Genomic DNA, 26,489 nt, shown 5'->3' on the forward strand with positions numbered 1-26,489 from the left:
AAGCGTCCCCCAACTGGAGCTTCAATCCCCACGCACACCCTAATTGGCTTTCATATTTTAAGCATTTGGCTTACGATAATCAAGCAAATATATTAATCGTCGTAATGATGATCGGCATCGAGACGACGTCTATGAGGAAGGCGCCTACGATAGGGACGATCAGGAAGGCTTTACGTGACGGGCCATAGCGTCCTGTGACGGCTGCCATGTTCGCCATCGCGTTTGGCGTCGCACCCAGACTATGGCCTGCGAAACCAGCAATCATCACTGCTGCGTCATAATCCTTACCGAGTATACGGAACAAGACGAAGATTGCAAACAACGTGACGAAGATCACTTGTACAAAGACAATTAGCAACAACGGAAGCGCCAAATCCGCGATTTCCCACAGTTTGATGCTCATTAATGCCATCGATAGGAAAATACCGAGTGATACGTCGCCGATCAAATTGATGCTCGTCATATGAATCGCATCTTCTTTCACGCGGTCTACAATGTTTCGTACGATAACCGCGACGAACATTGCGCCCACGTAGCCAGGCATTACGAAGCCAGTAGCGTTTGAGAAAAGATCTCCTATCAGTGTACCGCCAGCAATACAAAGTGTAATCAGTAAAGTTTGTGTCATGAAGTTATCGGTATTGATTGGTTTTTCCAATGATTCCACGGAGTATGCTTCTTTATGCTCGACTTCCGTAGATTTTAAATCATGCTTATTGATCAAGTATTTAACGATTGGACCACCGACTAGTCCACCTGCTACGAGTCCAAAAGTAGCCGCTGCGATACCGATGGATAGTGCTGAATCAATCCCAAGACTTTCTAATGTTTCCCCGTAAGCAGTAGCACCGCCGTGCCCGCCTTCCATGGAGACAGCGCCAGCCATCATACCGATCAACGGATGCAGACCAAATATATAGGACATGGAGACACCTATGACATTTTGGGCAAGGGCTAAGAAGCCACAAGCTGCCCAGTAAATCATCAATAATTTTCCGCCAAGACGGATTAGACGAAAACTAGCGCCAAGACCCACTGTGGTGAAAAATGTCAGCATAAATAAATTTTGCAGTGATGTATCCAACGTGAAACTCAGTAAATCGAAGTACTTTAAAATAGTCGCTAATAATGCGAATAGCAAACCACCGACAACAGGGGCGGGGATACAGAACTTCTGAAGAAAGCCGATTTTACGGACTAACATCGTACCCAGTGTCAGGAGCGCTAACGCTAGAAATAGCGTGGTAATTTGGTTTAGCTCAATATTTATGTGATTCGACCTCCCAGCAATGCAAAGATTGCTTCATTTGTAAGATAGGCCCCCAGCTTAACCGTTTGATTATGATGATCAAGTGACGGATTTATTTCGGAGATGTCGAATGAAAGGGTTTTCTTATGCGATGCAACAGTTTGAATGAAAGAGCGTACAATCAACGGGTCCAAACCGAAGGGGGACGGCGCACTTACACCTGGAGCAAACGCGGAATTCAGGACATCCGAGCATAATGTTAACAAAATAGCGTCCTGTTTTTCAATGAATAACTGTACTTTTTGTAAAGTATCGTCTAAAGGACTTGTCGTAATCTCTTGTTCTGTGACATATGTCACGTTTTTTGCATCGGCTTCTGCAAATAATGCTTCTGTGTTGCCGAACTCCTGTATACCTAGCACGAGATAGTCGACATTTGGATCCGAGTCAAGCATTTGCTTGAACATTGTGCCTGAAGATGGTTGATCTTCGTAGCTACGGAGGTCAAAGTGTGCGTCAATATTTATGACACCAATTCTTGCGTTAGGACCAAGGAAGTTGCGAACTCCTGTATAATGACCAAAAGCGGTTTCGTGTCCACCGCCTAAAATGACAGGAGCGGCATGATTTTGAAGGCTGTTTTGAACGGCTGCTCCTAATTCAGCTTGCGCTAATTCTAACTGGCCATCTTTACATACTATGGTACCTAAATCGATTAGCTGACAGTCTGCTGGCAAGCGCCAAGGTAGTTTTGCCAGTTCACTTCGTAGTGCATTCGGTCCTTCTGCAGCACCAAGTCTGCCGTTATTTCGACGTACACCTTCTTCGCAAGAAAATCCAATCAGGGTACAAGTCTTATCAGTATAGTTTTCCATTGATTCGGGAAATTGGATGATTTGGTGCATTCGAAATGCAGCTCTGTCGGTCTCACTATCTGTACGACCGGACCAGTATTTTTCATTTGATTGTATTAACAATATACTTCATCCTTTCCAACGTGATATTCTTACTATAATGGTTTGTACTTATTAATTCTAATACATGTTGTTCATATATTCATGCATAAAGGTTATAAGTGGAGGTGAAATGAATGGAATTGAAGCGATTGCAGTATTTTGTGATGGTGGTGCAACAGTCTAGTTTTTCAGAAGCTGCCAAAAAACTTCATCTTTCACAACCTTCGCTCAGTAAAGCGATCAAGAACTTGGAATGTGAAGTAGGATTTCAGTTACTTGAACGTACGACCAAACGTGTCCAACTGACAGAATCGGGTAATGTGGTTTATGAGCGTGCATTGAAGATTCTCCATGAGATAGATATTCTACAGCAAGAAATTAAAGAAGTGAAGTGGACAGGCAGTGGAAGTGTACAGATCGGTGTGATCGAATCAGTGAAAAACTGGCTTCCTTCCATATTACATGCATACCGCCAGGAGTTTCCATCGATGCATGTGAAGTTAATTGAGGTGTTAGACCGTGGGGATGTTGAGCGAGCGCTCCGTCAGTACGCTGTCCATGTTTGTTTGACAAATCAATATATAAAGGCTCCGGATATCGTTACGATTCCTTTGTATCAAGAGCAATTAGCGGTTGTCATGCATCCGGAACATCGATTGGCAAGCAAGGATACCATTACGCTAGCCGATCTGGAAGATGAGGCATTCATTGTTACGAGTGTTGGATTGCAAACTAGTCAAGACATTTTTGCTGCATTTGCCGAAGAAGGAGTGCGAATGAATATATGTTATGAAGTAGAGCGTTTTGAAACGATTGTGGAGCTAATACGAGAGAATATCGGAATTTCAATGATTCCACAAAAATATTTTGCACACGGACCCGATCCTACAATTGTAAGTAAAATAATACATTCGAAGACGTTGACACGTACAGTCTATCTCACGTATTTGAAAAAACGATATATGCCACCAGCTATTGAGATGTTAGTAAGCAATATGCAAATGCAACGTGACTCCTCTGTAAAGTGGAAAGAAGGAGAACTGGATGAATAAATGTTTATTCGGCATTTTAGTTGTCATTACGACTGCTTTAATGGGGTCTTCGTTTGCTGTTGGAAAATCGGATTGGAATATTCTTCACCAGTATTACTAGTAGCATGGCGTTTTACCATTGCAGGAGCCATCATGGTGGTAGTTGTGAAAGTAATGAAAAAAACCCATCCTAAAACAGTTGGAGAGTGGAAGTGGCTTGTCCTAATCGGTTCATTGCAGATAGGAAATCCCGAAAGAACGAGTGCGTTTCTGTTCCTAGCACCGTTCTTTGGGACTTTGTCAGGATGGATTCTGTTAGACGAGAAGTTGTCTATGTCATTGATTTTAGGAGGATTGCTCATCAGTTTTGGGGATATTCCTCGTGCACTGGCGCAGTAAGTGAGAGTTGAATTGCCGTCTATTGCCATAGACGGCAATAGGCTTGGAGTTCGCTGAGGAATGCTTGTACTTCCTTCGTGTTAGAATGGGTTCCTGTATAAAGAGTACGTTTGATTGGTGCCACTTTATAATCGAGTATGGTTAGTTCACCTTTTGCAAGTTCATGTTTGCAACTAAAGCGCGACAAAATAGCGATGCCTAGTCCACTAAGAACGGCTTGTTTGATGCTTTCCGGTGAGTCTATGATAGTGGGATTTACTAGTATGCCGTATTGTTTAAGCGATTGATCAATTAATGGACGGCTAGGATCTTTCGTGTCAGGCAAGATCCAATGTGTATTTTGCAAATCAAGGATTGATGAGCTTTTTGTATGTGCTAACGGATGTTTAATGGAAGCAAAGAGTAATAGTTCATCTTGCATAAATGCTTTAGATGATGGTAAATTGTCTAGTTCACTGCAACCGATGTCGGTTTTATGGCTTTTTAGTAATTGCGTAATTTCAGAAGATGGCGCAGTCGTCAGTTCCAGTCGTATGTCGGGATACTTCGCATGTAGGCGAGTGAGGACGTCGGGTAAAATAGCTTGCGAAATAACCGGCGAAGCGGCAATGCGCAAGTTTCCTTTTAGTGCCGTTGCTTGCATTGAATCTACCTCTCTACGATCTGTCAAATCAATCATCTCCAATGTGCGTTTATATAGTAAACGTCTTGCGGGTGTTATTTAAAATCCACCACAGGTTCCACGATATCTAGTAAATGGGCTGATTTTGTGTGAAAAAATAGCCTTGCAATAATCTGCAAGGCATCGAACATACAATTATAGAACTGTGTAATTTTTGTGTGCGACGACAGTCATGTTGGAAGCTGCTCCAATATTTTCTGCGTCTTCTTCAGAAATCTTCACAATGACGGAGTTTTCGAGAATCTTGTGTATAGTTCCGGAAACTTCATGTTCATTACGGTTGAAAGATATAACTTCGTCTACGTACCGTGATGCTACAAAATCAGAAACTGGACGATCTTTTCGTGGAAATGCCAATCGAATCAACTCCTTCAGTAGTGTGGAATCTAGTCTGTCGTAATTTGTCATTAAAATTAGACGAAAAGTACGTACAATAGCTTACTAGAACTAGTATAACACATTTTGAGAAATTAATCATCATACTAGAATTATGTCGAATGAGCAAGTTTTGCGTAGAATCATGTTTGGAAGTTGACTAGTGCCGCCGCCAAAGATAGGATAGTACGAAATATGTGCAAATCAATCGGTTGACATTATACCTGTGGGGGTATAATATAAAGCTAACAGTAAGGAGGTTGAACGATATGGAGTACGATGACAAAGTCAAGAATCGGTTAAAACGTCTAGAGGGTCAAATCAAAGGTGTCTTGCGCATGATGGAAGAGGGTAAGGATTGTAAAGAAGTCATTACGCAATTATCAGCCAGTCGTTCTGCTATTGATCGTACAATTGGTGTAATCGTGAGTTCGAATTTGATTGCCTGCATGGAGAATTTAGATGAAGCAGATGAACGTACGCATGAATCCATCATTAAAGAAGCAGTGGATCTTCTAGTAAAGAGTCGATGAGCAACATCGCTTGACTCTTTTTTTTATAACATATAATATACCCCTATAGGTATTTAACAAAGTGGTTTTCCAAAAGAAAGGGATGAGAATATGACGGAGCAAAAGAAAACGACGATTGTATTATTTAGTGGAGATTATGATAAGGCGATGGCAGCTTATATTATCGCGAACGGCGCAGCTGCGTACGATCATGAGGTAACCATTTTTCATACATTCTGGGGATTGAATGCATTGCGAAAAGATGAACCTATTAAAAGTAATAAAAGCTTTATTGAAAAGGCATTTGGGAAAATGATGCCACGTGGAGCAGATAAAATGGGATTATCACAAATGAACTTTGCAGGAATGGGTCCGAAGATGATTAAGCAAGTGATGAAAAAGCATAACGCGATGACATTACCACAACTAATTGATATGGCAGTGGAGCAAGATGTGAAGTTGATCGCTTGTACGATGACGATGGATTTACTGGGACTTGGTGAGGAAGAACTTCTTAAAGAAGTCGAATATGGCGGTGTAGCGGCTTACTTAGGAGAAGCGCAAGATGGTCAAGTAAACTTGTTTATTTAATTTTTTATGAAAATAAATACCCTAGGGTGTATGGGAGGAATAAAATGATTCAGTCAGATAATGTTTTAGATGCAAAAGGTCTTGCTTGTCCGATGCCTATTGTGAAGACGAGAAAAATGATCAAGGATATGGAAGACGGTCAAGTGCTCGAAGTTCAGTCTACAGATTCGGGTACTACTGCAGATTTACAGGCATGGACGGAAAGCGTGGGGCATCAATACGTCGGTCATGTGAAGGAAGCCGATGTGTGGCGCCACTTTGTACGAAAATCAGGTGGGGAAGATCAGTCACAAAAAGAATATGCGGTTACAGTTGATAACAGCCAGTTGATGGACCAACTGCAACAACCTAACGCTGTGTTACTAGATGTCCGTGAAGAAGCGGAATATGCATTTGCTCATATTCCAGGTGCCTTATCTATACCACTTGGCCAATTGGAAGAACGCATGGCGTACTTGGATAAGGACATGAAAATTTTCGTTGTATGCCGAACAGGCAACCGCAGTGATATGGCATGTCGAAAATTAGTGGCGAATGGATTTGAAAGTGTTACTAATGTCATTCCTGGTATGTCAGAGTGGAATAGCGAGACAGAAAATACAACGGGGGGTATGAATAAATGAGAACTATTCAATCAAGTGAAGTAGCAAAGAGAGTCATTGCGAAGGAATCTTTATTCATTTTAGATGTGCGAAATACAGATGCGTTCAACGATTGGAAAATTGAAGGGGATCGAGTACGCCATTTGAACGTGCCATACTTTGATTTATTGGATGGCATTGAAGAAATTGAAGATCAATTGCCAAAAGATGAGGAGATTCTAGTAGTTTGCGCGAAAGAAGGTTCGTCCATCATGGTGGCAGAAATCCTTGAGGATGCAGGCTTCTCAGTAGGTTATCTTTCAGGTGGAATGAAAGCATGGAGCGAGCATCTTGAGCCTGTGAAGGTTGCGGATTTGAAATCGGGTGGCGAACTATATCAATTCGTTCGTCTAGGAAAAGGATGTCTCTCTTACATGGTCATGTCTGGCGGAGAGGCGGCAATCATTGATGCAACACGTATGACAAATGTGTTCACTGACTTTGCCAAGCAACGCGGTGTGAAGATTACAAACGTATTCGATACTCACTTGCATGCGGACCATATTTCAGGTGGTCGTCAAATCGCAAAAACCACAGGTGCGACGTATTGGCTGCCACCGAAAGATGCCGAAGAGGTAGAATTTGAATATGCTGCATTAGAGGATGATATGTCTATTCAGGTAGGTGATACGAAAATCGATATTCAAGCGCTTTATTCGCCAGGACACACGATTGGTTCGACTTCTTTTATCGTAGACGACAGCTATTTGATGACAGGTGATATTCTGTTCATTGATTCGATTGGACGTCCTGACTTAGCAGGTTTAGCAGAAGATTGGGTAGGCGACTTGCGTGATTCTTTGTATCGACGCTATAAAGAATTATCGAAGGATTTAACAGTCCTACCGGCTCACTTCATGCTTATAGATGAGTTGAATGAAGACGGTAGTGTGTCGGAAAAGCTCGGTGTATTGTATGAGCAAAATCACGGTTTGAATATTGAGGATGAAAGTGAGTTCAGGGAATTAGTCACGGGGAACTTGCCTCCACAGCCTAACGCATATCAGGAAATTCGCCAGATGAACATGGGGAAAATCGAGCCTGACGAGGAAACGCAACGCGAGATGGAGATTGGTCCGAATCGCTGTGCGGTACGGTAAATAATTAATTTAATTCATATGGAAAACAAAAAACAAATTTAAAGGAGAAGATATATATGAGTACAACAACATTTTTAGATGCAAAAGGCCTGGCATGTCCAATGCCGATCGTACGTGCAAAGAAAGCAATGAAGGATATGCAAACAGGAGACGTTCTTGAGATTCATACGACAGATAAAGGATCGGTGTCCGACCTGACAGCGTGGGCTACTTCTGGTAATCATGAAATAAAAGATCAGCAACAAGAGTCTGATGTCTTTAAATTCTGGATCCAAAAAGGATAAACTGAGGATAGAGGGAATAACTGTCTCCCTCTTTCGTCTGGAAGAAGGGAGGACATCATGACTATTCCATTTATTATCACGATCTTCCTTATTGGATTTGTGGGCTCATTCCTTTCGGGTATGATGGGAATTGGTGGCGCAATTGTCAAGTATCCAATGTTGCTATTTATTCCTGCATTACTTGGCTTTCCTGCATTTACACCACATGAAGTATCCGGTATTACGGCAGTGGAAGTTTTCTTTGCATCACTTTCAGGAGTTTTAGCATATCGAAAGAGTAATTTGATCTTGAAACCACTCGTTCTCTATATGGGAATCAGTGTATTAGTTGGCAGTGTCCTTGGCGGTGCTGGTTCCAGTATGCTTTCAGAAGCTACCGTCAACGTGATCTACGGTGTTCTAGCTGTCATGGCAGCTATTATGATGTTTATTCCGAAAAAAGGCCTCGACAATCAGCCGATTGATGAAATTACATTCAATCGTTTCATAGCTTCGAGTGCGGCTTTTATCATTGGATTGGCAGCTGGAATCGTCGGAGCTGGCGGCGCATTCATCATGGTCCCGATTATGCTCGTAGTACTAAAAATTCCCACACGCGTCACAATCGCTACATCACTAGCGATTACGCTGTTATCATCGGTGGGCTCGGCGTCAGGCAAGCTCTTAACAGGGCAAGTACCTTATGGCCCAGCTCTCGTAATGATCATCGCAAGCATCATCGCGGCTCCGATCGGTGTAAAAGTGAGCCGGAAAGTAAACACCAAAGTATTACAAAGCATTCTAGCCGTATTGATCATCGCCTCGGCCGTGAAAATATGGTGGGACATATTCTAATCAAGCACAATCGCCAGCACATCGTTCAACGAACATGTGCTGGCGATTTTTTGGTGAAGTCATAAGTGGAAACATCATTAAACTCACTTCTGATCTAGCAGGTGGCTCCCGCAATGAGCTACAGACAAGAAATACGCCTGTCTCTGTCTCATTACTACGTCACCGCTTGGAAGACGACTTCGTTTAGTAAATGTATAAATCATTACACATTAAAATAATCAAGGTAGTAAACTAGTTGATCGTAAGTGGAAGGCGGCGACTCCCGGAGGATCAGCGTGTGTCTTGAGACCCTGGATAGATGCCTTAATTTCTGCAAAGTACACAGAAATACGGCAAAGCGAACCCTTCGCTGTTCGCTTGGCTCAAGCCACGCCCTCGGGAAAGCGTCCGCCTGGAACGTCGATCAACGGTGTCTTCACTATTATTACTTTCATTGCAAGATATTAAAGGAAATACAGATTTCGAAACATTCCATTAAATTACCTTGCAATAGACTAGGAATAGCCGTATACTATTTTTCAACGATGGAAAACGAATAGACACACTCTTATCAAGAGCGGCGGAGGGATTAGGCCCTGTGATGCCCGGCAACCGGCAAAAGCAAAGGTGCTACTTCCTACAAACTTTCAGTAGTTTGGAAGATAAGGGAGGAATAAGCGAAAGCAGAGCCCTCTTCTTATTATGGAAGAAGGCTTTTTTCTATATATTGCTAATCGTCGTCTTGCGTTTTTCTTGTCTAGTCCTAGGAATTTCGGTGTTCCATCAATACACGAAAAAAGGGGAATGGTTATGACGAAATTACAGCCAGAAACGATATTATTACATGGAGGACAAAAGCCAGATTCGGAAACAGGCTCACGTGCGTTGCCGATTCATCGTACGACCTCTTATGTGTTCAGAGACACGGAGCATGCACAAAACTTATTCGCTTTGAAAGAAGCGGGCAATATCTATACAAGAATTACGAATCCGACGGTAGCCGTATTTGAAGAGCGTGTAGCCCAGCTAGAAGGCGGATCAGCGGCAGTTGCCCTGTCTTCGGGAATGGCGGCAATTGCATTCTCTATTATGAACATTGCTGAAGCGGGTGATGAAATCGTTGCAGCCAGCAATCTCTACGGCGGTACATACAACTTATTCGCTGTGACATTACCCCGCTATGGCATCAAAGTGAAGTTTGTTGACGCGTCAGATCCAAAGAACTTTGAAGTAGCTATTACGGATAAAACGAAAGCGTTGTTTGCAGAAACAATCGGTAATCCAAGTTTGCAAGTTCTTGACGTAGAAGCCGTTGCGAACATCGCACATGAAAATGGACTTCCATTGTTAGTAGACAATACATTCCCGTCTCCTTATGGATCAAATCCGATCGAGTATGGTGCCGATGTAGTTATTCATTCCGCGACAAAGTGGATTGGCGGACACGGTACGACAATCGGTGGTGTGGCAGTTGATGCAGGGAAATTTGACTGGACGCAAGGTAGGTTCCCTGGTTTTACAGAGCCGGATGAATCCTATCATGGCTTACGGTACGGAATCGATACAGCTGCTGCAGCTTTCGCAACGAAATTACGTGTACAATTGCTGAGAGACTTCGGCCCATGTCTGTCACCAGATAGTGCATTCAACTTGTTGCAAGGTTTGGAAACACTTCATTTGCGCGTGCCTCGCCACAATGAAAACGCACAAAAAGTTGCTGCATTCCTGCAAGAACATCCGGCAGTAGAATGGGTGACGTATACAGGTCTAGAAGATCATCCAACAGTAGAATTGGCAAATAAATATTTAAAAAATGGCTATGGTTCAATTATCGTATTCGGTATTAAAGGTGGACGCGATGCAGGAAGACAAGTAATCGACAATGTAGAAATTTGGTCTCATGTAGCGAATGTGGGAGATGCGAAGTCATTAATCATTCACCCGGCATCTACAACTCATCAGCAGTTGTCTGTGGAAGACTTGAAAGACTCAGGCGTTAGTGAAGAGCTAATTCGCTTATCTGTAGGGTTGGAGTCAGCAGAGGATATTATTGCGGATTTGAAGCAAGCAATCGAAAAAGTGGCAAACTAATATATGAAAAAGAACACCGTCGCTAGTGCGATGGTGTTCTTTTCTCTACTAACGCTTTATTCGTTTCTTTTCATCTTTTAGTGATTTGAACAGCGAGACGACCATCATAATGAGGATGATGGAGAATGGCAAAGCGGCAATAATGATGACGTTTTGCAGTGCATCCAATCCTCCGACATATAATAGAATGATGGCGATGGCAGATTGAATTACGCCCCATACAACTTTCAAATTATTTGGTGGAGTCAATGAACCATATGACGACTGCATGCCGAGCACAAATGTAGCCGAATCCGCTGAAGTGATAAAGAACGATGTAATCAACAAAATGGCAATGACTGATATGACGAATGACAAAGGCAATTCGCTGAACATCTCAAAGATTGTCAGTTCAGTTGCACTTGCAGCCAAGTCGACAATTCCAGCTTTTTGCGTTTCAATTGCTGTCGTACCAAATGCTGTGAACCAGATCATACTCAACACAGTAGGAACAACTAGCACGCCAATCATGAACTCGCGAATCGTTCTACCTTTTGATACGCGGGCAATGAACATCCCGACAAATGGTGCCCAAGCTATCCACCAAGCCCAGTAGAATAGAGTCCACCCATTTAGCCAAGTACGATTTTCAGGAGTGAGCGGTGCAGTACGGAAACTCATACGTATGAGATTTTCCAGGTAGCCACCAATGGAATCCGTGAACATGTTGAAAATCAATAAAGTTGGTCCAAGCACGATCATGAAAATTAACAATGCCAAAGCTAAAATCATATTGGCATTGGATAAAATTTTAATTCCTTTTCCAAGTCCACTCCACGCAGATATAAGGAATAATACTGTTACCACTGCAATGATAAAGAATTGGGACCAGAAGCCTATTGATACACCGAATAAGTAATTGAGCCCGGCGTTTATTTGGACAGCTCCAAAGCCAAGTGATGTCGCCACACCGAAAACGGTGGCAAAAATAGCGAAGACGTCAATGACTGTGCCGAGCTTTCCATCTACTCGATCACCAAAAATTGGACGAAGTGTAACGGAGATTAATCCAGGTTGTCCTTTGCGGAATTGGAAATATGCCAATACTAAAGCGGTCATACCGTATACAGACCAAGCATGGAAACCCCAATGGAAAAATGTCGACTGCATTGCTTCTTTATAAGCAGCTTTTGTTTCAGGAGCTTCTGTAGCAGGACTTACTGCGTAATGCGAAAGAGGTTCGGCCGCCCCGTAGAACACGAGTCCGATTCCCATACCAGCGGAAAATAACATCGCTAACCATGAAAACATGGAAAACTGCGGTCTGTCATTATCCTTTCCTAATCGGATTTTCCCGATCGGACTGAATATCAAGAATACCGAAATGAAGAATAACATGGAGACGGTCAGTAAGTAATACCAGCCGAATGAATCCGAAATAAAGTCCTTAATAGCGGACGTGATTTCTTCGAAGTGTGTAGGGGCAATGACGCCGTATCCCACTGCCAATATGACGGCCACTAATGTAATGTAAAATGTTATAGAAGTTTTTTTCATAGTTCCTCCTTTTTTGAACGTAGTCTGAGAAATGAGCTAAGTACATAATCGAAACAGTAGAATAAAATTGCACACATACATTTGATAATACCCGTTTTGCCGCTCATGTAAACGCTGAAAAATGTCGGTTTATTGCCGGATTAATCGCAAATACAAATAAAAAAGACGAGAGAAATTTCCTTCTCGTCCAATATGTAAGTTGGTTCTGTAGTGTCATTCATGTACTTGCCCAGAATCATCAGCTTGTGCTTGTGACAGTATACATGAAACGTATGGGTGATTTCCACCCTAACGAATGATTTCACTTCACACAATAAAAACCATAGCCATGTTATACTATAGAAACGAAAGAAATGAGGAGGAGATTTTCGTGCAATATTCACAACCTAAGATGCTGCAGCTCGTAAAGCATAGCCCAGAGTTAAATAGAAAATTGAAAGCGATTATGAAAGAGCATGAGCTGGAGAAAAGCTTTGCATTGAAAGCACTTTATCATGCAGAAGTGAAAGACGGCGGAGTCTATCAGCGAGATTATCAGGAGCTATAAGTTTACACTCCCTTATATAGCGTATGAAGTAATAGATAGTGTTCACAAGAAGACTGATGAGAGATTCTTTTCATCGGTCTTTTATACTATTCATTTGAAATAACAAAAAATAGCGGGTGTGCTTGTGATATACTAGTTGTAAATTGAATAGAATATTTTGGTTCTTTGCATTATTGTAAAGATGAAAAAGGAAACAGGTGAAAATCCTGTACGGTCCGGCCACTGTAAATGGGAAGTATCTTCAAAATACCACTGGTGAAATACTGGGAAGGTTGAAGATGTGATGATCCATAAGTCAGGAGACTTGCCAAAATACCATGCGTTACGCCTCCCAGGAAGAGGTATGCATATTGTATCGGATTTACTAAGTTATTAGCCAAAGTCTGCCTATACATAGTGCCCTTGTCTCTTTCTGGAGTCAAGGGCTTTTTTACGTTCAATTTATGATACTAGTATGAGGGGGAAACCATTTGTTTAAGCGTTATGTATCTATCATCGCAAGTGTTTTACTAGCAGTAATGATGCTGTTGCCTGTCACAAGTTCAGTTGCTTTAGCTACCACGGATGTCCAACAAAGTGAAGTAAGTCCGCAAGCCGCTAATTACATGGTAGATGTGGAAGTAGAAGGTTTATCGGGAGTAATTTTAAAAGAAGCGATTGAAGTTACAGCAGGGCAAAATGCTTTAGAGGCATTGAAGAAAGCACTAGATAGTAAGAGCGTCCATTACACTGTTCAAGAAAGTGATTTTGGAGCTTATGTAACTTCCATTAATAATGAAGAAGCAGGGTCATTAGGTGGCTGGGATGGCTGGAATTATACAATAAACGGACAAGCACCTGCTATTGGTGCTGCTGCATATGTATTAAAAAATACTGATCAAGTGAAATTCTTTTACAGTCGTTGGGCAGCCCTTTCTACACCTACTAGTCTTGTAGAAGGTAGTAACAACCCTGCGATTACAGTGAATCTTATAGGTGATACTTTTACACCGGCAGCGCTAGAATCGGAATATTGGACTGTCGGACAATCGGGATTGACTATTTCTAAAATTACTCAAGACACAGATCAGCAAGTGACGATTCAATTGGAAGGCACCGTACAACATGAAAACTTCACGCTTAATGCTGCTAAAGCAACAGTTGTAGGAAAAGCAGCGGAAGCACTACACATTACTGTAGTGGCAAGTCAAACGCGTGTACCCGAAGCAATTGAAAAAGTTACAGATTACATACTGAGTAAATCAGTATCGAGCGAGTGGTTGGCAGTTGGTTTAGCAAAAGCAGGGGTAGCTGTTCCGAACAGCTATGAAGCCGTATTTGATAATAATGTCCAACAACAAATTGTTGATAACTTAGAACGACTAAAAATAACAGATGCAGAACGTTTGACGATAGCTGCGGCAGCGATAGGGAGAGACCCTAAGAACGTCAATGGTATAGATTTACTCGATAAAATCTATAACAGTATAGATATAAGAAACGTAGATACTATGACACGCCAAGGAACGAATGGTTTAATTTTCGCATTGATTGCACTCGATACAAAAAACTATGAAGTTCCAAAAGATGCAAGATGGAATCGTGAAAAAATAGTCGCATCCCTTTTAAGTTATCAAAGAGATGACGGTGCATGGAGTTTATCTACAAGCAATACAGGCTCTGCAAGCTATGACATAACGGCGATGGCACTTATTGGTTTAGCACCTTACAAGGAACAACCAGCCGTCAACAAAGCTATCGAGAAAGCCGTGACATTTTTGTCTAAAAACCAAGGTCCTACCGGCGGATTTGATGAAGCGTTCGTAGGCGGTATTTCTAGTGAAGCAACTTCACAAGTTATCATTGGTTTGACAGCCAATAACATCGATCCACAAGGTGAACAGTTTACAAAGAATGGCATCAACTTGATAGATCACCTGCTAAGCTTCCAAACAGAAAATGGAGGCTTCAAACATACTGTAACAGGTTCGACAGATGGTATGGCTACAGAGCAAGCGCTTCAAGGCCTTGTAGCATTTGATTTATTCACAAAAGGTGAAGGCCGATTATATGATTTTTCGGATCAACCCATGCGACTTGAAGTTTCAAGTCATTCAACTCTTCAAGGAATTGTGAATAATAGCCTTCTACATGTGCAGAAAAACAAAAATGAAGCTTGGTCTTCCATCTTTATTGAAAATACCGAAATGATTGAAGGGTATTATGTTGTGCAAGCTGGAGAAAAAGGTACCCAAAAAGAAACAAGGATTCCTAAAGGAGCGAAAAAAGTATTCATAGTAGATAATGATCGTCCATATCGCTATTTCGATGCGAAAGTAGTAGCACCCTCTCATGAGTTTACAGTCACATTTAACAAAGAAATACAAGATTCAAAAGAGAATCTGGATAAAATCTATGTAGAAGATGTAACAGGTAAGCGTGTGCCAGTTACCGTAAAAGCGAATGGTTTAAAAGCTACCGTTACACCTGAAACAGACTATCAGAAAGGGCAGTTGTATTCTCTAGTTGTGATTGATCCCGTCTCTACAGAAGGAAAAACATTAAAACAAGCAGCTCGACAACTATTCATCATTAAATAAGGAGGTATGCTTTATTTCTATTATTAAAAACTTCACAAAAATAACGGTAGCATTCGCATTAGCGAGTGCCGCCATCCTCGTGCCGGTTTCTCCTTCATTTGCAGAGCAACCGATGCCGATTTATGAAAATCAAGCAACGCAGACGCTACAGCATTCTATTACGATTTCTCCTACGGAAGTTCCGATGCCGTTGTCAACTGTGGCCGTAGAAGAAGGCGATACGGTTCTAAGCGTACTAAAACGCAGTGTCAAAGCTAATAATATTTCGATGTCATATCGTGGGGGAGAGCATGAAAGTGCATATGTCGAAGGGATCCAAGGCGTATTTGAATTCGATCGTGGACAAGGCAGCGGTTGGATGTACAGCGTTAACGGCATCTTCCCGAATCGTGGAGCGGGTGTCATCAAGCTCATCCCTGGCGATAAAGTGGAGTGGAAATATACGATTGACTTAGGTAAGGATTTAAACGCCGATCTGTTTCCTTTCCGAGAGGACTTGGAGCCGAAAATCTCTGTGTCAGGAGTTACATCGGGAGCAACAGTTACACAGTCTGCTCTTTCCTTCCAAGTAAATGCAGCGAGTTATTTCGGAACAGTACTTCAACCTACAGTAACTGTAAACGGCAAACCAGCAGTAGTCACAGGGAACACAGTAAATACCGTGTTGCAGAGTGGCGAGAACAACATTGTCTTAAAGGCAACGGATAAGAAGGATGATACGGTTACAAAAACAGTGAAGGTGACGTATGCACCTAATACTAATCCTGAACCGAACCCGTTACCCAATCCAGAACCTAATCCGAATCCACCACCAGAGCCTCCGGTAGTGAAGCCGGATCCAAAACCAGAACCAGAATCACCATCGATTAAAGATTACTCAAAGCTTGTCAATTCAGCGATTAGCCAGGCAAGTGTACAAATGCTTGCAGGCACAATCGACAGTGAATGGCAGGCAATTGGACTGGTGAAAGCAGGTAAGAAAGTACCTGCTTCCTATACAAAAGAATTCTATGACCATTTGCAAGACCAAGTGATTAGCAGGTCTGGCAAAGGTCGTATGAAGATTACGGATGTACAGCGTTTAACCATGGCGGCTTCAGCAATCGGTATTGATCCGACGAATGCAGATGGCAAAGGCTTTAACTTAATTGACAAAATTGTGAATAGCGAAAAGCATATGACGGGTGCTGATAGCCTGACATACCAAGGGAATAACGGAATCATTTTCGCGTTAATTGCACTCGATTCAAGAAGTTACCAAGTGCCAAACAACTCGAAATGGACACGTGAAAAACTAGTTGCGGAATTATTGAAATACCAAAAAGATGACGGATCGTGGAGCTTGGCGACGAGTAAGGAAGGATCGACAAGCTATGACATTACGGCGATGGCATTGATCGGTATTGCGCCGTATACAGATCAGCCGGAAGTTCGTAAAGCGATGGATCGTGCAGTGAAGTTCCTGGCAAATGCACAAGGTCCAACAGGTGGATTTGACGAAGCATTCGTCGGTGGTATTTCAAGTGAAGCGACGTCACAAGTCATCATCGGTCTGACTGCGAATCAAATCGATCCGCGTATACCGATGTTCACGAAAAATGGCATCAACTTGATTGATCACCTATTGAGTTTCCAAACATCTGACGGCGGCTTCCAGCATACAGCAGGAGATAGTCGTTCGAATGCTATGGCAACGGAGCAAGCGTTGCAAGCATTAGTAGCATTTGATTTATTCACAAAAGGCAAAGGTGTATTGTACGACTTCAAAGAAGTACCTGTTCTTCCGGCACCAAAGCCAGATCCTGTACCAACACCTGATCCAGATCCGAAACCTGACCCTAAACCAGATCCAATGCCTGAACCGAATCCAACTCCACAGTTCACGGATATTACTACACACTGGGCAAAGGATTATATTACGCAAGCAGTAGAGCAAGGAATAGCGAGTGGCTATAAAGACAATACGTTCAAGCCGAATCAATCACTGACGCGTGCACAAGCAGTATCGATTTTAGTTCGTGCATTGGATTTAAAAACGGATAAGAAAGCACCATTCTTAGACACACAAAAGTATGCTGCAAGTACACAAGCCGAAATTGCAGCTGCATACCATAATGGTTTAATAAAAGGGATCGACGGTAAATTCATGCCGACACAACAAGTGACGCGTGCACAAATGGCGCTTATGTTATACCGTGCGTATGAAGTGAAGAACGGTGAAGTGTATAAGTTCAAGCAAGTAGCGCCTTTCCGTGATATTCATTCATACAATATGGAAGCTATAAAAGCGATGACAATGTTATATGATTTGAAGATGGCAAATGGAGAGAATGGCAAATTTATGCCAAGTAACTCTACATCTCGTGCACATGCTATGAAAATGTTAATAGAGTTTTTGAATGCCAAATGATCACACAATCTTGCACACACGCGGTGCAAGATTGTCTGTCTTTATCGTATAGTATCTTGATAGGCTAGTGGGGGGAAGGGTTATGAGCAATGGAATACACGCAGTTCACCCTTTCGTGATGTTCTTTTATTATATCTGCATTGGTTTTTTTGCGATGTTCTTCAATCATCCGATCTTTCTGTTAGCCGGTTGCCTTGCATTACTTGCGGTCAATCTTTCGCATGATGGCGGACAGGCTATGAAGCAGTGGATGCCGTTGATGATGACTATGACTGTGCTCATCATTGTGCTCAATCCATTTATTAATTCAAGAGGAACGCATGTGTTCTTTCATCTCTTTGGAAAACAAGTGACGCTAGAAGCGATGCTCTATGGTGTCGTGACAGCGATGTCGTTGTTGATGATTCTTCTGTTATTCGTTTCGTTGAATCTCGTCTTGAACGGTAATAAAATATTATATATTTTCGCAAGAATCGTGCCGAGGACTGCATTTCTAATTATGATGTCCATCCGTTTTGTGCCTTTGCTGAAAAGGCGGTTGACTGAAATTCAGGATGTCCAACGTCTGAAAGGCTTGACGATGACACAGGGAACAGTACGTGAGCGTGCGAAGAGTGGTATGTCAATGTTACAAATTCTGCTGTCATGGTCATTGGAAGAAGCTGTGGAGACTGCGGATTCTATGAAAGCAAGGGGATATGGATCTGGTAAAAGGCGTCCATATATTCCGTACCGGATGACGAAGTCGGATCAACAGTGGTTGAGTTATTTAATCGTGGTTTTCGTCATGTGCGTTACGGGTGGATTGATGGGCTATGGAAAGATCGTCATGTATCCGGAACTTGGTACATTGCATTTATCATTGCTTGACTTCGCGGTATTCGCTTGCGGCATGGCCATGGCACTGTTTCCAGTACTTGTAGAAGGGAGAGAACAACTGAAATGGAATTATTCAATTTGAATCACGTCTCGTTTTCTTTTCCGAATACAGATCAGCATGTGCTGAAAGATATTTCACTTTCTATTAATGAAGGAGAATTCCTCGTCATTGGAGGCGCAAGTGGCAGTGGTAAGACGACTTTACTGAAGGTATTGAAGAGGGAATTGACACCGGCGGGACAACTTGAAGGGGAAATTCTCTATAAAGGTAAACTGATCAATGAGTGGGAAGAGCGGCAGATGGTCGAACAAGTCGGTTATGTTTTCCAGGATCCAGACAATCAAATCGTCATGGATGAAGTGATGCAAGAGATTGTCTTTGGATTGGAGAACTTAGGGTATTCTACTTTTGAAATGCGTAAACGGGTAGCGGAAATGGTGCACTTTTTCGGAGTGGAGGACTTGTTGAATGCAAAGCCTTCCGAGCTGTCTGGTGGTCAGAAGCAGTTGTTAAATCTACTGTCGGTACTACTTATGAAGCCGCGCGTTCTCTTGCTTGATGAACCGACATCACAACTCGATCCGGTGGCGGCAAAAGAGTTGGTACTGATGCTTGAGCGTTTAAATAAAGAAACGGGGATGACGATTGTATTAGTCGAGCACCGTTTGGAAGAATTGTTTGCAGTGGCGGACCGAGTCGTACTGGTGGAATCCGGTCAGATTAGGTACGAAGGGGATAGTCGCCAAGTCATTGGAGAATTATATATGGATCAAGCAACACATTTTTTTCCGTACGTACCTACATTCGCACGACTATATATGGAGTTTGAAGAGAAACCTGTTATTACGGCGATTCCTCTTACGGTGAAAGAATGTAAGCAGTGGATCGGTCGTGAAGAGCATGAAATTGCGCCTGTTGAAGCGCAATCCAATCGATCGAAAGAGCCATGGATACTCGAGATGGACGATGTGTTTTTCCGGTACGAAAAGAAAGCACCATTCGTCTTGAAAAGTTTTACGTTACGTATCCCAAAAGGTCAATTTTTTGCGATGGTTGGAGGAAACGGCAGTGGGAAAACGACTGCTTTACGCACGAGTCTCGGCAGTATAAAACCGCAACGTGGAAAAGTCCGCTTGAATGGGCAAGATATGCGGAAAATGAAGGATTCTGAGTGGATTGGAAAAATTGCCTACTTGCCACAAAATCCTAGAACGTATTTTGTTCAGCAAACGATAGAAGAAGAAATGCAGACTATTGGTGAGCGCTTGAAGCTATCCAATTTAACGGAAAGGATGCATCATTTGCTTGAAGCGTTCGGTATTTCCCATTTACGTACGCGTCATCCGTATGACTGCTCAGGTGGGGAAGTCCAGAAAGCGGCACTTGCCTGTATTTTGCTAGGTGAACCCGAAATGTTGTTCATGGATGAACCGACGAAAGGGATGGATCCGGTTTCGAAGCAGCATTTAGGTGAGTTATTGTATAGTTTGCAGCAAGACGGACTGACCCTTTTCATGGTGACGCATGACATCGGCTTTGCAGCGAGTTATGCACAACGTTGTGCCATGATGTTTGATGGAGAAATCGCAGCAGACGGTACGCCAGATGAATTATTCAAAGGCAATTATTTCTACACGACGGCGATCAATCGCGCGACGCGGGAAACAAAACAGCCTGAAGTATTGACGTATGAGGAGGCTGTGGCGACATGGGTCGTTCGCGAAAGTATTTACTGATTGTTTCTTTAGTATTACTGTCTTTACTTGTCGTTTCGATCGTCTTCTTTCATTACAGAGCGTATTTATTACTGAGTATCATCATGATCGCGGCCATTATGATTCCGTTTTTCGCTCGCTTTGAGTGGCGGGATGTAGGAGGAAGGGAAGTGGTCTTGCTGGCAATGCTTGCAGCGATCGCAGCAGTTGGGCGTGTTCCATTTGCCGGACTTCCGAGCATTCAGCCAACTTCCTTCATTATCATTATGGCAGGGTTAGTCTTTGGTGCGGAGTCAGGTTTCATCGTCGGTGCTGTCGCTGCTATTGTCTCAAATTTTTTTCTCGGGCAAGGGCCTTGGACTCCATGGCAAATGTATGCGTGGGGCATGATGGGAATGACTGCGGGACTATTACGTAATACCGTGTTTATGAAGACGCTTTGGGGGAAAAGTGTGTTTGGTTTCGTCTGGGGCTATATTTTCGGCTGGGTCATGAATGCGTGGGTTATTGTAGGGAATATTGAAGCACTTTCTTGGAAATACGTTGCCGGGATTTTTGCTTCCAGTATCTACTTTGATCTCGCGCATGCCTTATCCAATGTATTTTTCATTTGTGTATTTGGAGCAAGTTGGATGAAGATTTTGCAACGCATTCAGCGGAAGTATGGGTTGCTGTATGAGCAGCCAGATTAACTGGTATACATAAGACACAAAAAGAGTAGCCAAAAATGGCTACTCTTTTTGTGTGCAATGAGTAAAAAGCGAATGATTATATGCGATAACGATGCCTTCTCCTTTAAAAATCACGAAGGATTAAACGGTTGATTACCTTCCGACTGCTTGTTCTTCTTCGAGTTCGCATTCTTATTCTTAGCCGCATCGTTCTGTCCAATTACATCGAAATCGTCAGGACTCAGATCATATCCAAAACCATACTCCTCACGCATGTTCTCATTTTTCTTCTTATTACTCTTTTTGTTAGGCATGTTCGTCACCTCCATTATAGAAGTGTGGCATTCTTATTGGAGATTATACATCACCTATGAGCGGTTGTGACGTTGCATAGAGCGGTTGGATGTGTTCTATGAGCGCTTTTGTGGCATGATAGAGCGCTTGTCCATGTTCTATGAGCACTTGTGAATTTTTAAGAGCGGTTGAAGCAGTATAATGAGCGCAAATGAATTCATTCAAATCTATCTTAAGATTTTCTTCATATTTATCCTCAGTCTTTGTTAAGAGTAGGGTGGTAGAATGAAGGTATTAGTGAGACGGGGTGACGTATATGGCAGAGTTTACAGTGCTTGTAGCAGACGATGATAAGGAAATCCGTGAGGGAATTGAGATTTATTTGAAAAATGAAGGATATCATGTGCTGAAAGCGAAAGATGGTCAAGAAGCGCTAGAGTTGCTGGCGTTGAATGAAATCCATTTATTGATTTTAGATATTATGATGCCGAATATGGATGGGATCACGGCAACATTCAAGATACGGGAAGTACAGAATATCCCCATTATCATGTTAAGTGCGAAAGTGGAAGACTCTGACAAAATACATGGGTTGTCAGTTGGTGCAGATGATTATGTCACGAAGCCATTCCATCCGCTTGAACTGATGGCTCGTGTGAAGTCACAACTTCGCCGGTATGTAATGCTGGGGACGTATGAAGGACAAAAAGTAATTGAAGTAAACGGACTTGTCCTCAATGAAGAAGAGAAGGAGTTGACGGTAAATGGGACACCGGTTCGGCTGACTCCAATTGAATTCAAAATCACGGAACTCCTGATGAAACATCCAGGACGCGTATTTTCAATTAATGAAATATATGAACGTGTGTGGAATGAACAGGCATATAACGCAGAAAATATTGTGGCGGTGCATATCCGAAAGATCCGAGAGAAAATAGAAGCGGATCCGAAAAATCCGCAGTATGTAAAGGTGGTGTGGGGCGTTGGCTACAAAATTGAAAAATAGAAACGGCTTGGTTGGGTCAATCATTGCGATTACGTTAGCTCTGGGTAGCCTACTGTACTGCGCCTCCTATACAGTGGATCTTTTCCTGGACGGCTGGGAACGAGTAAACCTAGCGACTCATTACTTCGGACGAATTATTAGAGGAGGAACCGTGTAATGAACAAAAATATAAAATTGGCCATCTGGTCCGCACTCGTGACGCTTGTAGTGATCGCATTGCCGTCCATTATTCATTATGCGCCGCAGCTTGTTGGCAAGTCGTTTACTGATCAAGAAGAATTTACTTACAGAATGGAACAAGTATATGATAATCTGTCGACTACCGTACTTAATCCAATTGACCTGAAAAAAGCGGAGAAAGAATTAGTGGTTTCACGGGATGAAATTGAAGAGTACCGACAGCGATACGGTACACTTTCTGAACAGCTTGATAATATTCAGCAACAATATGATGAACGAATTACGGATGCGAAAAGCAAGAAAAATGAAACCTTGCTATTGGCTCTAGTTAAAGAGCGGAATATGAAATTGGAAGACATTCAAAAGAACTTTAAAAGCGATCATTACGTGGAAGACAAAATTCGTTTGGAAAAGGCAAATGCTTTAGCGCGTCAAATTAATGAGACAGAAAATAGCCAGGAAACGAATATTCCGATTGCCTACGATCTCGTTAATATTGAAACGGGCGAACGATTTTCTCGGGGAGATGTCGAGGTAACGGCACTCTTTCATCAAAAATTTACTGATGCAACAGGATATTTCAGGGCGAACTCGGCTGTGTATGACAATGGCTATTCCGATTATTCAATGGAACAAGACTCAATGTACACAGATGACGTAGAAGGAACCAGCACGGCGTATGACGATGACTACTTTGATTATTCAATGGAACACGACTCAACCTTCACAGATGATGTAGAAGGAATCAGCAACCCTACGCAATATTTCGAAGGAACAGTTATTATTCCTGCAGATGCTACAGTGTCAGGGGAAATGGCCAAGGAAAATGATCAATTCATTCGTGGAAAATATATGATATATGTATTGTGGATTCTCGGTGTGCTTGCTCTCGCGGCATTGTTTACAGTTATGAAGTTTCAGAAAGAGTGGGTGCTCCAGTCAAGATTCGCTACCACGTATTCACGCTGGAAAATCGATGTGAAAGTAGTCTTTTTACTGTTCACTACGTTTATTCTGACACTTTATTTCCAATCGGCTATCTACAATATCTTCAATCAGTTTAGGTACCTAAGTTTGGGGACAATCGGTAATATCACCGTCAGTTTCTTGCTGGTTGGTGTACTGTTTACTTCATTATTGGCGTTTCAAGTTGTTCATTTATTTATACTATACCGCGAACCTGGACGACTGATGAAGGATTGGCAGGAAAGCTTCACGATGCAATTTGTGAAAGATATTAGAGTCACGTTCAGCAATCGTACGATCGGTGTACAGTTATCGTTGTTACTGATGATCTTTTTCCTTGCCGGCATAGGCTTGGTTGGTGGATTCATGCAACCGACGCTCCTAATCATCTACTTTTTCTGTGTACTGTTTGTCGCACTACCAGCATTATTCATTTTCGTGAAAAAAACAGCTTATTTAACTCGTATATTGGCTGCAACGAATGATATGGCAGCGGGTCATCTGACGCAAGCGATCCCCGTCAAAGGTACATCACAGCTTGCGAAACATGCAGCGAACTTGAATAATCTTCGCGAAGGTGTTCGCGTATCGATTAATGAGCAAGCGAAGAGTGAGCGGTTAAAAACAGAGCTAATTACGAATGTCAGCCATGACTTACGGACGCCGCTTACTTCAATCATTACGTATACGGATTTATTGAAAGATGAGACGTTAACTGCGGAAGAACGCGCGAAATACGTCGGCATTCTGGATCAGAAATCCCAGCGCCTGAAAACGCTCATTGAAGATTTATTTGAAGTATCCAAAATGGCAAGCGGTAATTTAGAAATGGTGAAGCAACGTGTGGATTTGAATCAGTTGATACAACAAGCATTGGCAGAACACGCGGAAGAATTCGTTGATCAAGATTTGCATATTCGAACTACTTTACCTGAAGAGCCAGTGTTTGCGATGGTAGACGGTCAGAAGTGGTGGAGAGTACTTGATAATCTGCTCATCAATGTGTGGAAGTATTCGCTGCCTGGTACCCGAGTGTACGTCAATCTTCAGCAAGTCGGATCGAATGCACGTATCATCTTGAAGAATGTCGCGAAATATGAACTTACAGACAATACGGATGAATTATTCGAACGCTTTAAGAGAGGCGATGAGTCGAGACAAACGGAAGGTTCGGGTCTCGGGCTGGCTATTGCTCAATCTATTGTCGAGTTGCATGGCGGTCGAATGGAAGTGGAAGTGGATGGAGATTTATTCAAAGTGACGATTGATGTCGTAGGTGGGTAAATTGGTGTGGAGTGAGATGGGAGGAAATTCCTGTCTTACTCTTTTTTTAAAATTAAAAAGGAATTAGTTTAGTTTATGGCGAATACGGGTATGTATAGAGAGTGTGGTCTATTGATTCTTGGCTGCATGAAAGGGAGGAATGGTTATATGACAATCGTTGACGGAAAGTATCCAAACAAAAAAGATCTAACTCCGAAATTGGAAGAGATTAATGAACAAAAGGGTGTAGTAGAAGACGTAGTAGTACCAGACGAACTACCTCTTGCCGATCCAGCAGATTCTGATTCAAGTGTAGCATTTAGAGAAAATGCACAGGATGAAACGGGAGAACATAAACCCTCCGCATACAGTCAAAATAAATCACCAAGCCAAAATTATCATGATCTGACACCCGGTGAAAAGTTCCCGTATGGAGATCAGGAAGAACATAATCGTGAATACAACCATGAAGCGCATGACCAGTGGAATGAGCATAAGAATATTAAAAAGCAAGAAGAGAATCCATCGTAAAGTCAGCCTGCCTAAGTGCAAGGCTGTTTTTAGGTTAGAAGAAAGGGTGGAATGAATGGGTGCATTGCAACAATTCTACATGGCGAGAGGTTATACATTAAGTCTCATTAAACGTGCAGACGATTACGCGTGGGACGTTCAACCTGAAGGTTTTTCTAATACTGTACGGTGGAATGTAGGACATATCTATTCATTAACTGAAGATCTTCTTCACCGCGCACTGAATGACTACCCAGTCGATAAGTTAGAGTGGACTGAATTCTTCGCGCCAGGAACGAGTCCATCTACTTGGCCGAGTAGTCCTCCAGTTGAAGAGGAGTTAGTCGCTGCGATGAAAGACCAAAGCAAGCGTATATCGAAACTAACCGAACAACAGCTAGCCCATCGATTGAGTACACCACTTTCTATCGGTAAATTCATTACGATGGAAACTGTCGATGAAGTTCTGCAGTTTCTTACTTGGCATGAAGGTTTGCATGCAGGTTTGATTGATGGCCTAATTAAAGCGAATAAGTAAAATCCGATGTAGCTGTTCAGGAGATCGTAATCGATTTCGTGAGCAGCTTTTTGTGTTTGGTTAAAAGTTTGTTGTTTTGCTTGCGGTGTAAGTAGAAAGCCCATTGTCCTCACTTCGGCGCTGGTGGATGGCTTTCGTTAGATTGTGTAGGGAAGCTAATACACTTCATTCGCAAAAAATAAATGATTAGTATCACAATGTTGCTGTTTTTTTTGCTAGAAACACAAACTAATTCACTTTCCCACAGTAGCGCAGGCACAACTGCGGGGTAGGCCGTGGCCCTGAGACAACTGGCAGGCACTATCGCCAGCTGGCTCAGGGCTGGAGGCAATCCCCCACGTGCCTGCGCGGGTCGAGAAAGCATACGCTCACTAATTTTAGTATCCAACAGCTAGTCGAGCGACGTCCCAACCAAAAGTGAATAAGACCTGCAACCGCGTCGTTATTCTGCCAAATGCGTTTCTAAGTCTGGTAACATTCGCAATTTCTCGGTTTGCCAGCCTCTTAGCTGGATAGTGTGTAGGCCACTTCATTCACAAAAAATAAATGATTAGTATCACAATGTTGCTGTTTTTTTGCTAGAAACACAAACTAATTCACTTTCCCACAGTAGCGCAGGCACAACTGCGGGGTAGGCCGTGGCCCTGAGACAACTGGCGGGCACTATCGC

25 protein-coding genes and 2 riboswitches are annotated in these 26,489 nt (G+C 42.5%); of the genes, 19 read left to right on the forward strand and 6 right to left on the reverse strand.

Going from position 1 to position 26,489, the window contains the following annotated elements:
* Positions 1 to 79 precede the first annotated feature (79 nt).
* Positions 80 to 1,270: a sodium/glutamate symporter gene (gene gltS, locus CSV70_RS14465; protein ID WP_085132418.1), complete on the reverse strand. Its 1,191-nt coding sequence runs from the start codon at positions 1,268 to 1,270 to the stop codon at positions 80 to 82.
* On the reverse strand, positions 1,267 to 2,226 hold the full coding sequence (gene hutG / locus CSV70_RS14470) for a formimidoylglutamase (RefSeq protein WP_085132419.1): 960 nt from the start codon (positions 2,224 to 2,226) through the stop codon (positions 1,267 to 1,269). The genes gltS and hutG overlap by 4 nt, the downstream gene beginning before the upstream one ends.
* Positions 2,227 to 2,339: 113 nt before the next feature.
* Between hutG and CSV70_RS14475 the strand changes: the two genes are divergently transcribed.
* Together CSV70_RS14475 and CSV70_RS14480 are read left to right on the forward strand one after the other, a co-directional pair.
* The gene (locus tag CSV70_RS14475) at positions 2,340 to 3,257 is read left to right on the forward strand and encodes a LysR family transcriptional regulator (protein ID WP_085132420.1); all 918 of its coding nucleotides are present in this window, start codon (positions 2,340 to 2,342) and stop codon (positions 3,255 to 3,257) included.
* A gap of 72 nt (positions 3,258 to 3,329) precedes the next feature.
* Positions 3,330 to 3,635 (forward strand): EamA family transporter, encoded by a 306-nt coding sequence (locus tag CSV70_RS14480; protein ID WP_232319135.1) that lies wholly within the window; start codon positions 3,330 to 3,332, stop codon positions 3,633 to 3,635.
* Between the two features lie 19 nt (positions 3,636 to 3,654).
* Here the strand turns inward: CSV70_RS14480 and CSV70_RS14485 are convergent, their stop codons facing one another.
* Together CSV70_RS14485 and CSV70_RS14490 are read right to left on the reverse strand one after the other, a co-directional pair.
* Complete coding sequence (locus tag CSV70_RS14485; protein WP_158232427.1) at positions 3,655 to 4,305, reverse strand: LysR substrate-binding domain-containing protein; 651 nt, start codon at positions 4,303 to 4,305, stop codon at positions 3,655 to 3,657.
* A gap of 147 nt (positions 4,306 to 4,452) precedes the next feature.
* The gene (locus CSV70_RS14490; RefSeq protein ID WP_029053955.1) at positions 4,453 to 4,674 is read right to left on the reverse strand and encodes a DUF2187 family protein; all 222 of its coding nucleotides are present in this window, start codon (positions 4,672 to 4,674) and stop codon (positions 4,453 to 4,455) included.
* Positions 4,675 to 4,961: 287 nt separating this feature from the next.
* Between CSV70_RS14490 and CSV70_RS14495 the strand changes: the two genes are divergently transcribed.
* The 7 genes from CSV70_RS14495 (at position 4,962) to CSV70_RS14525 (ending at position 10,724) form a co-directional block, all read left to right on the forward strand.
* Complete coding sequence (locus CSV70_RS14495) at positions 4,962 to 5,225, forward strand: metal-sensitive transcriptional regulator (protein WP_085132422.1); 264 nt, start codon at positions 4,962 to 4,964, stop codon at positions 5,223 to 5,225.
* Positions 5,226 to 5,315: 90 nt separating this feature from the next.
* Positions 5,316 to 5,795 (forward strand): DsrE/DsrF/DrsH-like family protein, encoded by a 480-nt coding sequence (locus tag CSV70_RS14500; RefSeq protein WP_085132423.1) that lies wholly within the window; start codon positions 5,316 to 5,318, stop codon positions 5,793 to 5,795.
* 44 nt (positions 5,796 to 5,839) lie between these two features.
* Entirely contained in the window at positions 5,840 to 6,418 is a 579-nt protein-coding gene (locus CSV70_RS14505) for a sulfurtransferase TusA family protein (RefSeq protein ID WP_099629488.1), read from the forward strand.
* Complete coding sequence (locus CSV70_RS14510; RefSeq protein ID WP_099629489.1) at positions 6,415 to 7,536, forward strand: MBL fold metallo-hydrolase; 1,122 nt, start codon at positions 6,415 to 6,417, stop codon at positions 7,534 to 7,536. Before CSV70_RS14505 ends, CSV70_RS14510 begins: the two co-directional genes overlap by 4 nt.
* A 56-nt stretch (positions 7,537 to 7,592) precedes the next feature.
* Positions 7,593 to 7,820: a sulfurtransferase TusA family protein gene (locus CSV70_RS14515; protein WP_085132426.1), complete on the forward strand. Its 228-nt coding sequence runs from the start codon at positions 7,593 to 7,595 to the stop codon at positions 7,818 to 7,820.
* A 57-nt stretch (positions 7,821 to 7,877) separates the two neighbouring features.
* Complete coding sequence (locus CSV70_RS14520) at positions 7,878 to 8,654, forward strand: sulfite exporter TauE/SafE family protein (RefSeq protein ID WP_099629490.1); 777 nt, start codon at positions 7,878 to 7,880, stop codon at positions 8,652 to 8,654.
* Between the two features lie 544 nt (positions 8,655 to 9,198).
* A riboswitch (SAM riboswitch) is annotated at positions 9,199 to 9,302 on the forward strand.
* Positions 9,303 to 9,443: 141 nt separating this feature from the next.
* The gene (locus CSV70_RS14525; protein ID WP_099661143.1) at positions 9,444 to 10,724 is read left to right on the forward strand and encodes an O-acetylhomoserine aminocarboxypropyltransferase/cysteine synthase family protein; all 1,281 of its coding nucleotides are present in this window, start codon (positions 9,444 to 9,446) and stop codon (positions 10,722 to 10,724) included.
* A gap of 48 nt (positions 10,725 to 10,772) precedes the next feature.
* On the opposite strand, the gene CSV70_RS14530 is transcribed toward CSV70_RS14525, so the two are convergent.
* The gene (locus tag CSV70_RS14530) at positions 10,773 to 12,260 is read right to left on the reverse strand and encodes a glycine betaine uptake BCCT transporter (RefSeq protein ID WP_099661144.1); all 1,488 of its coding nucleotides are present in this window, start codon (positions 12,258 to 12,260) and stop codon (positions 10,773 to 10,775) included.
* Positions 12,261 to 12,630: 370 nt separating this feature from the next.
* On the opposite strand from CSV70_RS14530, the gene CSV70_RS16625 reads away from it, so the two are divergent.
* The 6 genes from CSV70_RS16625 to CSV70_RS14560 all read left to right on the forward strand — a co-directional run bounded on the left by CSV70_RS16625 (position 12,631) and on the right by CSV70_RS14560 (position 21,083).
* Positions 12,631 to 12,807: a hypothetical protein gene (locus tag CSV70_RS16625; protein ID WP_099627696.1), complete on the forward strand. Its 177-nt coding sequence runs from the start codon at positions 12,631 to 12,633 to the stop codon at positions 12,805 to 12,807.
* A gap of 141 nt (positions 12,808 to 12,948) precedes the next feature.
* Positions 12,949 to 13,133, forward strand: a riboswitch (cobalamin riboswitch).
* Between the two features lie 144 nt (positions 13,134 to 13,277).
* The gene (locus CSV70_RS14540; protein ID WP_099629557.1) at positions 13,278 to 15,386 is read left to right on the forward strand and encodes a DUF4430 domain-containing protein; all 2,109 of its coding nucleotides are present in this window, start codon (positions 13,278 to 13,280) and stop codon (positions 15,384 to 15,386) included.
* Positions 15,387 to 15,498: 112 nt separating this feature from the next.
* On the forward strand, positions 15,499 to 17,796 hold the full coding sequence (locus CSV70_RS14545) for an S-layer homology domain-containing protein (RefSeq protein WP_143560435.1): 2,298 nt from the start codon (positions 15,499 to 15,501) through the stop codon (positions 17,794 to 17,796).
* Positions 17,797 to 17,878: 82 nt separating this feature from the next.
* Complete coding sequence (locus CSV70_RS14550) at positions 17,879 to 18,757, forward strand: energy-coupling factor transporter transmembrane component T (protein ID WP_099629559.1); 879 nt, start codon at positions 17,879 to 17,881, stop codon at positions 18,755 to 18,757.
* Positions 18,739 to 20,412: an ABC transporter ATP-binding protein gene (locus tag CSV70_RS14555; protein ID WP_085132433.1), complete on the forward strand. Its 1,674-nt coding sequence runs from the start codon at positions 18,739 to 18,741 to the stop codon at positions 20,410 to 20,412. Before CSV70_RS14550 ends, CSV70_RS14555 begins: the two co-directional genes overlap by 19 nt.
* Positions 20,385 to 21,083, forward strand: a complete 699-nt coding sequence (locus CSV70_RS14560) for an ECF transporter S component (protein ID WP_085132434.1) — start codon at positions 20,385 to 20,387, stop codon at positions 21,081 to 21,083. Before CSV70_RS14555 ends, CSV70_RS14560 begins: the two co-directional genes overlap by 28 nt.
* A gap of 110 nt (positions 21,084 to 21,193) precedes the next feature.
* On the opposite strand, the gene CSV70_RS14565 is transcribed toward CSV70_RS14560, so the two are convergent.
* Positions 21,194 to 21,376 carry a hypothetical protein gene (locus tag CSV70_RS14565; protein WP_085132435.1) on the reverse strand — a complete coding sequence of 61 codons (183 nt, stop codon included), beginning with the start codon at positions 21,374 to 21,376 and terminating at the stop codon, positions 21,194 to 21,196.
* A gap of 296 nt (positions 21,377 to 21,672) precedes the next feature.
* On the opposite strand from CSV70_RS14565, the gene CSV70_RS14570 reads away from it, so the two are divergent.
* The 4 genes from CSV70_RS14570 to CSV70_RS14590 all read left to right on the forward strand — a co-directional run bounded on the left by CSV70_RS14570 (position 21,673) and on the right by CSV70_RS14590 (position 25,819).
* Positions 21,673 to 22,362, forward strand: a complete 690-nt coding sequence (locus CSV70_RS14570; protein WP_085132436.1) for a response regulator transcription factor — start codon at positions 21,673 to 21,675, stop codon at positions 22,360 to 22,362.
* A 156-nt stretch (positions 22,363 to 22,518) separates the two neighbouring features.
* Complete coding sequence (locus CSV70_RS14580; protein WP_085132438.1) at positions 22,519 to 24,792, forward strand: sensor histidine kinase; 2,274 nt, start codon at positions 22,519 to 22,521, stop codon at positions 24,790 to 24,792.
* Between the two features lie 147 nt (positions 24,793 to 24,939).
* Positions 24,940 to 25,302, forward strand: a complete 363-nt coding sequence (locus tag CSV70_RS14585) for a hypothetical protein (protein WP_099661145.1) — start codon at positions 24,940 to 24,942, stop codon at positions 25,300 to 25,302.
* Between the two features lie 55 nt (positions 25,303 to 25,357).
* Positions 25,358 to 25,819 (forward strand): DinB family protein, encoded by a 462-nt coding sequence (locus CSV70_RS14590; RefSeq protein ID WP_085132440.1) that lies wholly within the window; start codon positions 25,358 to 25,360, stop codon positions 25,817 to 25,819.
* Positions 25,820 to 26,489 lie beyond the last annotated feature (670 nt).

This window comes from Sporosarcina sp. P25 (assembly GCF_002743235.1).
Classification (GTDB): domain Bacteria; phylum Bacillota; class Bacilli; order Bacillales_A; family Planococcaceae; genus Sporosarcina; species Sporosarcina ureae_B.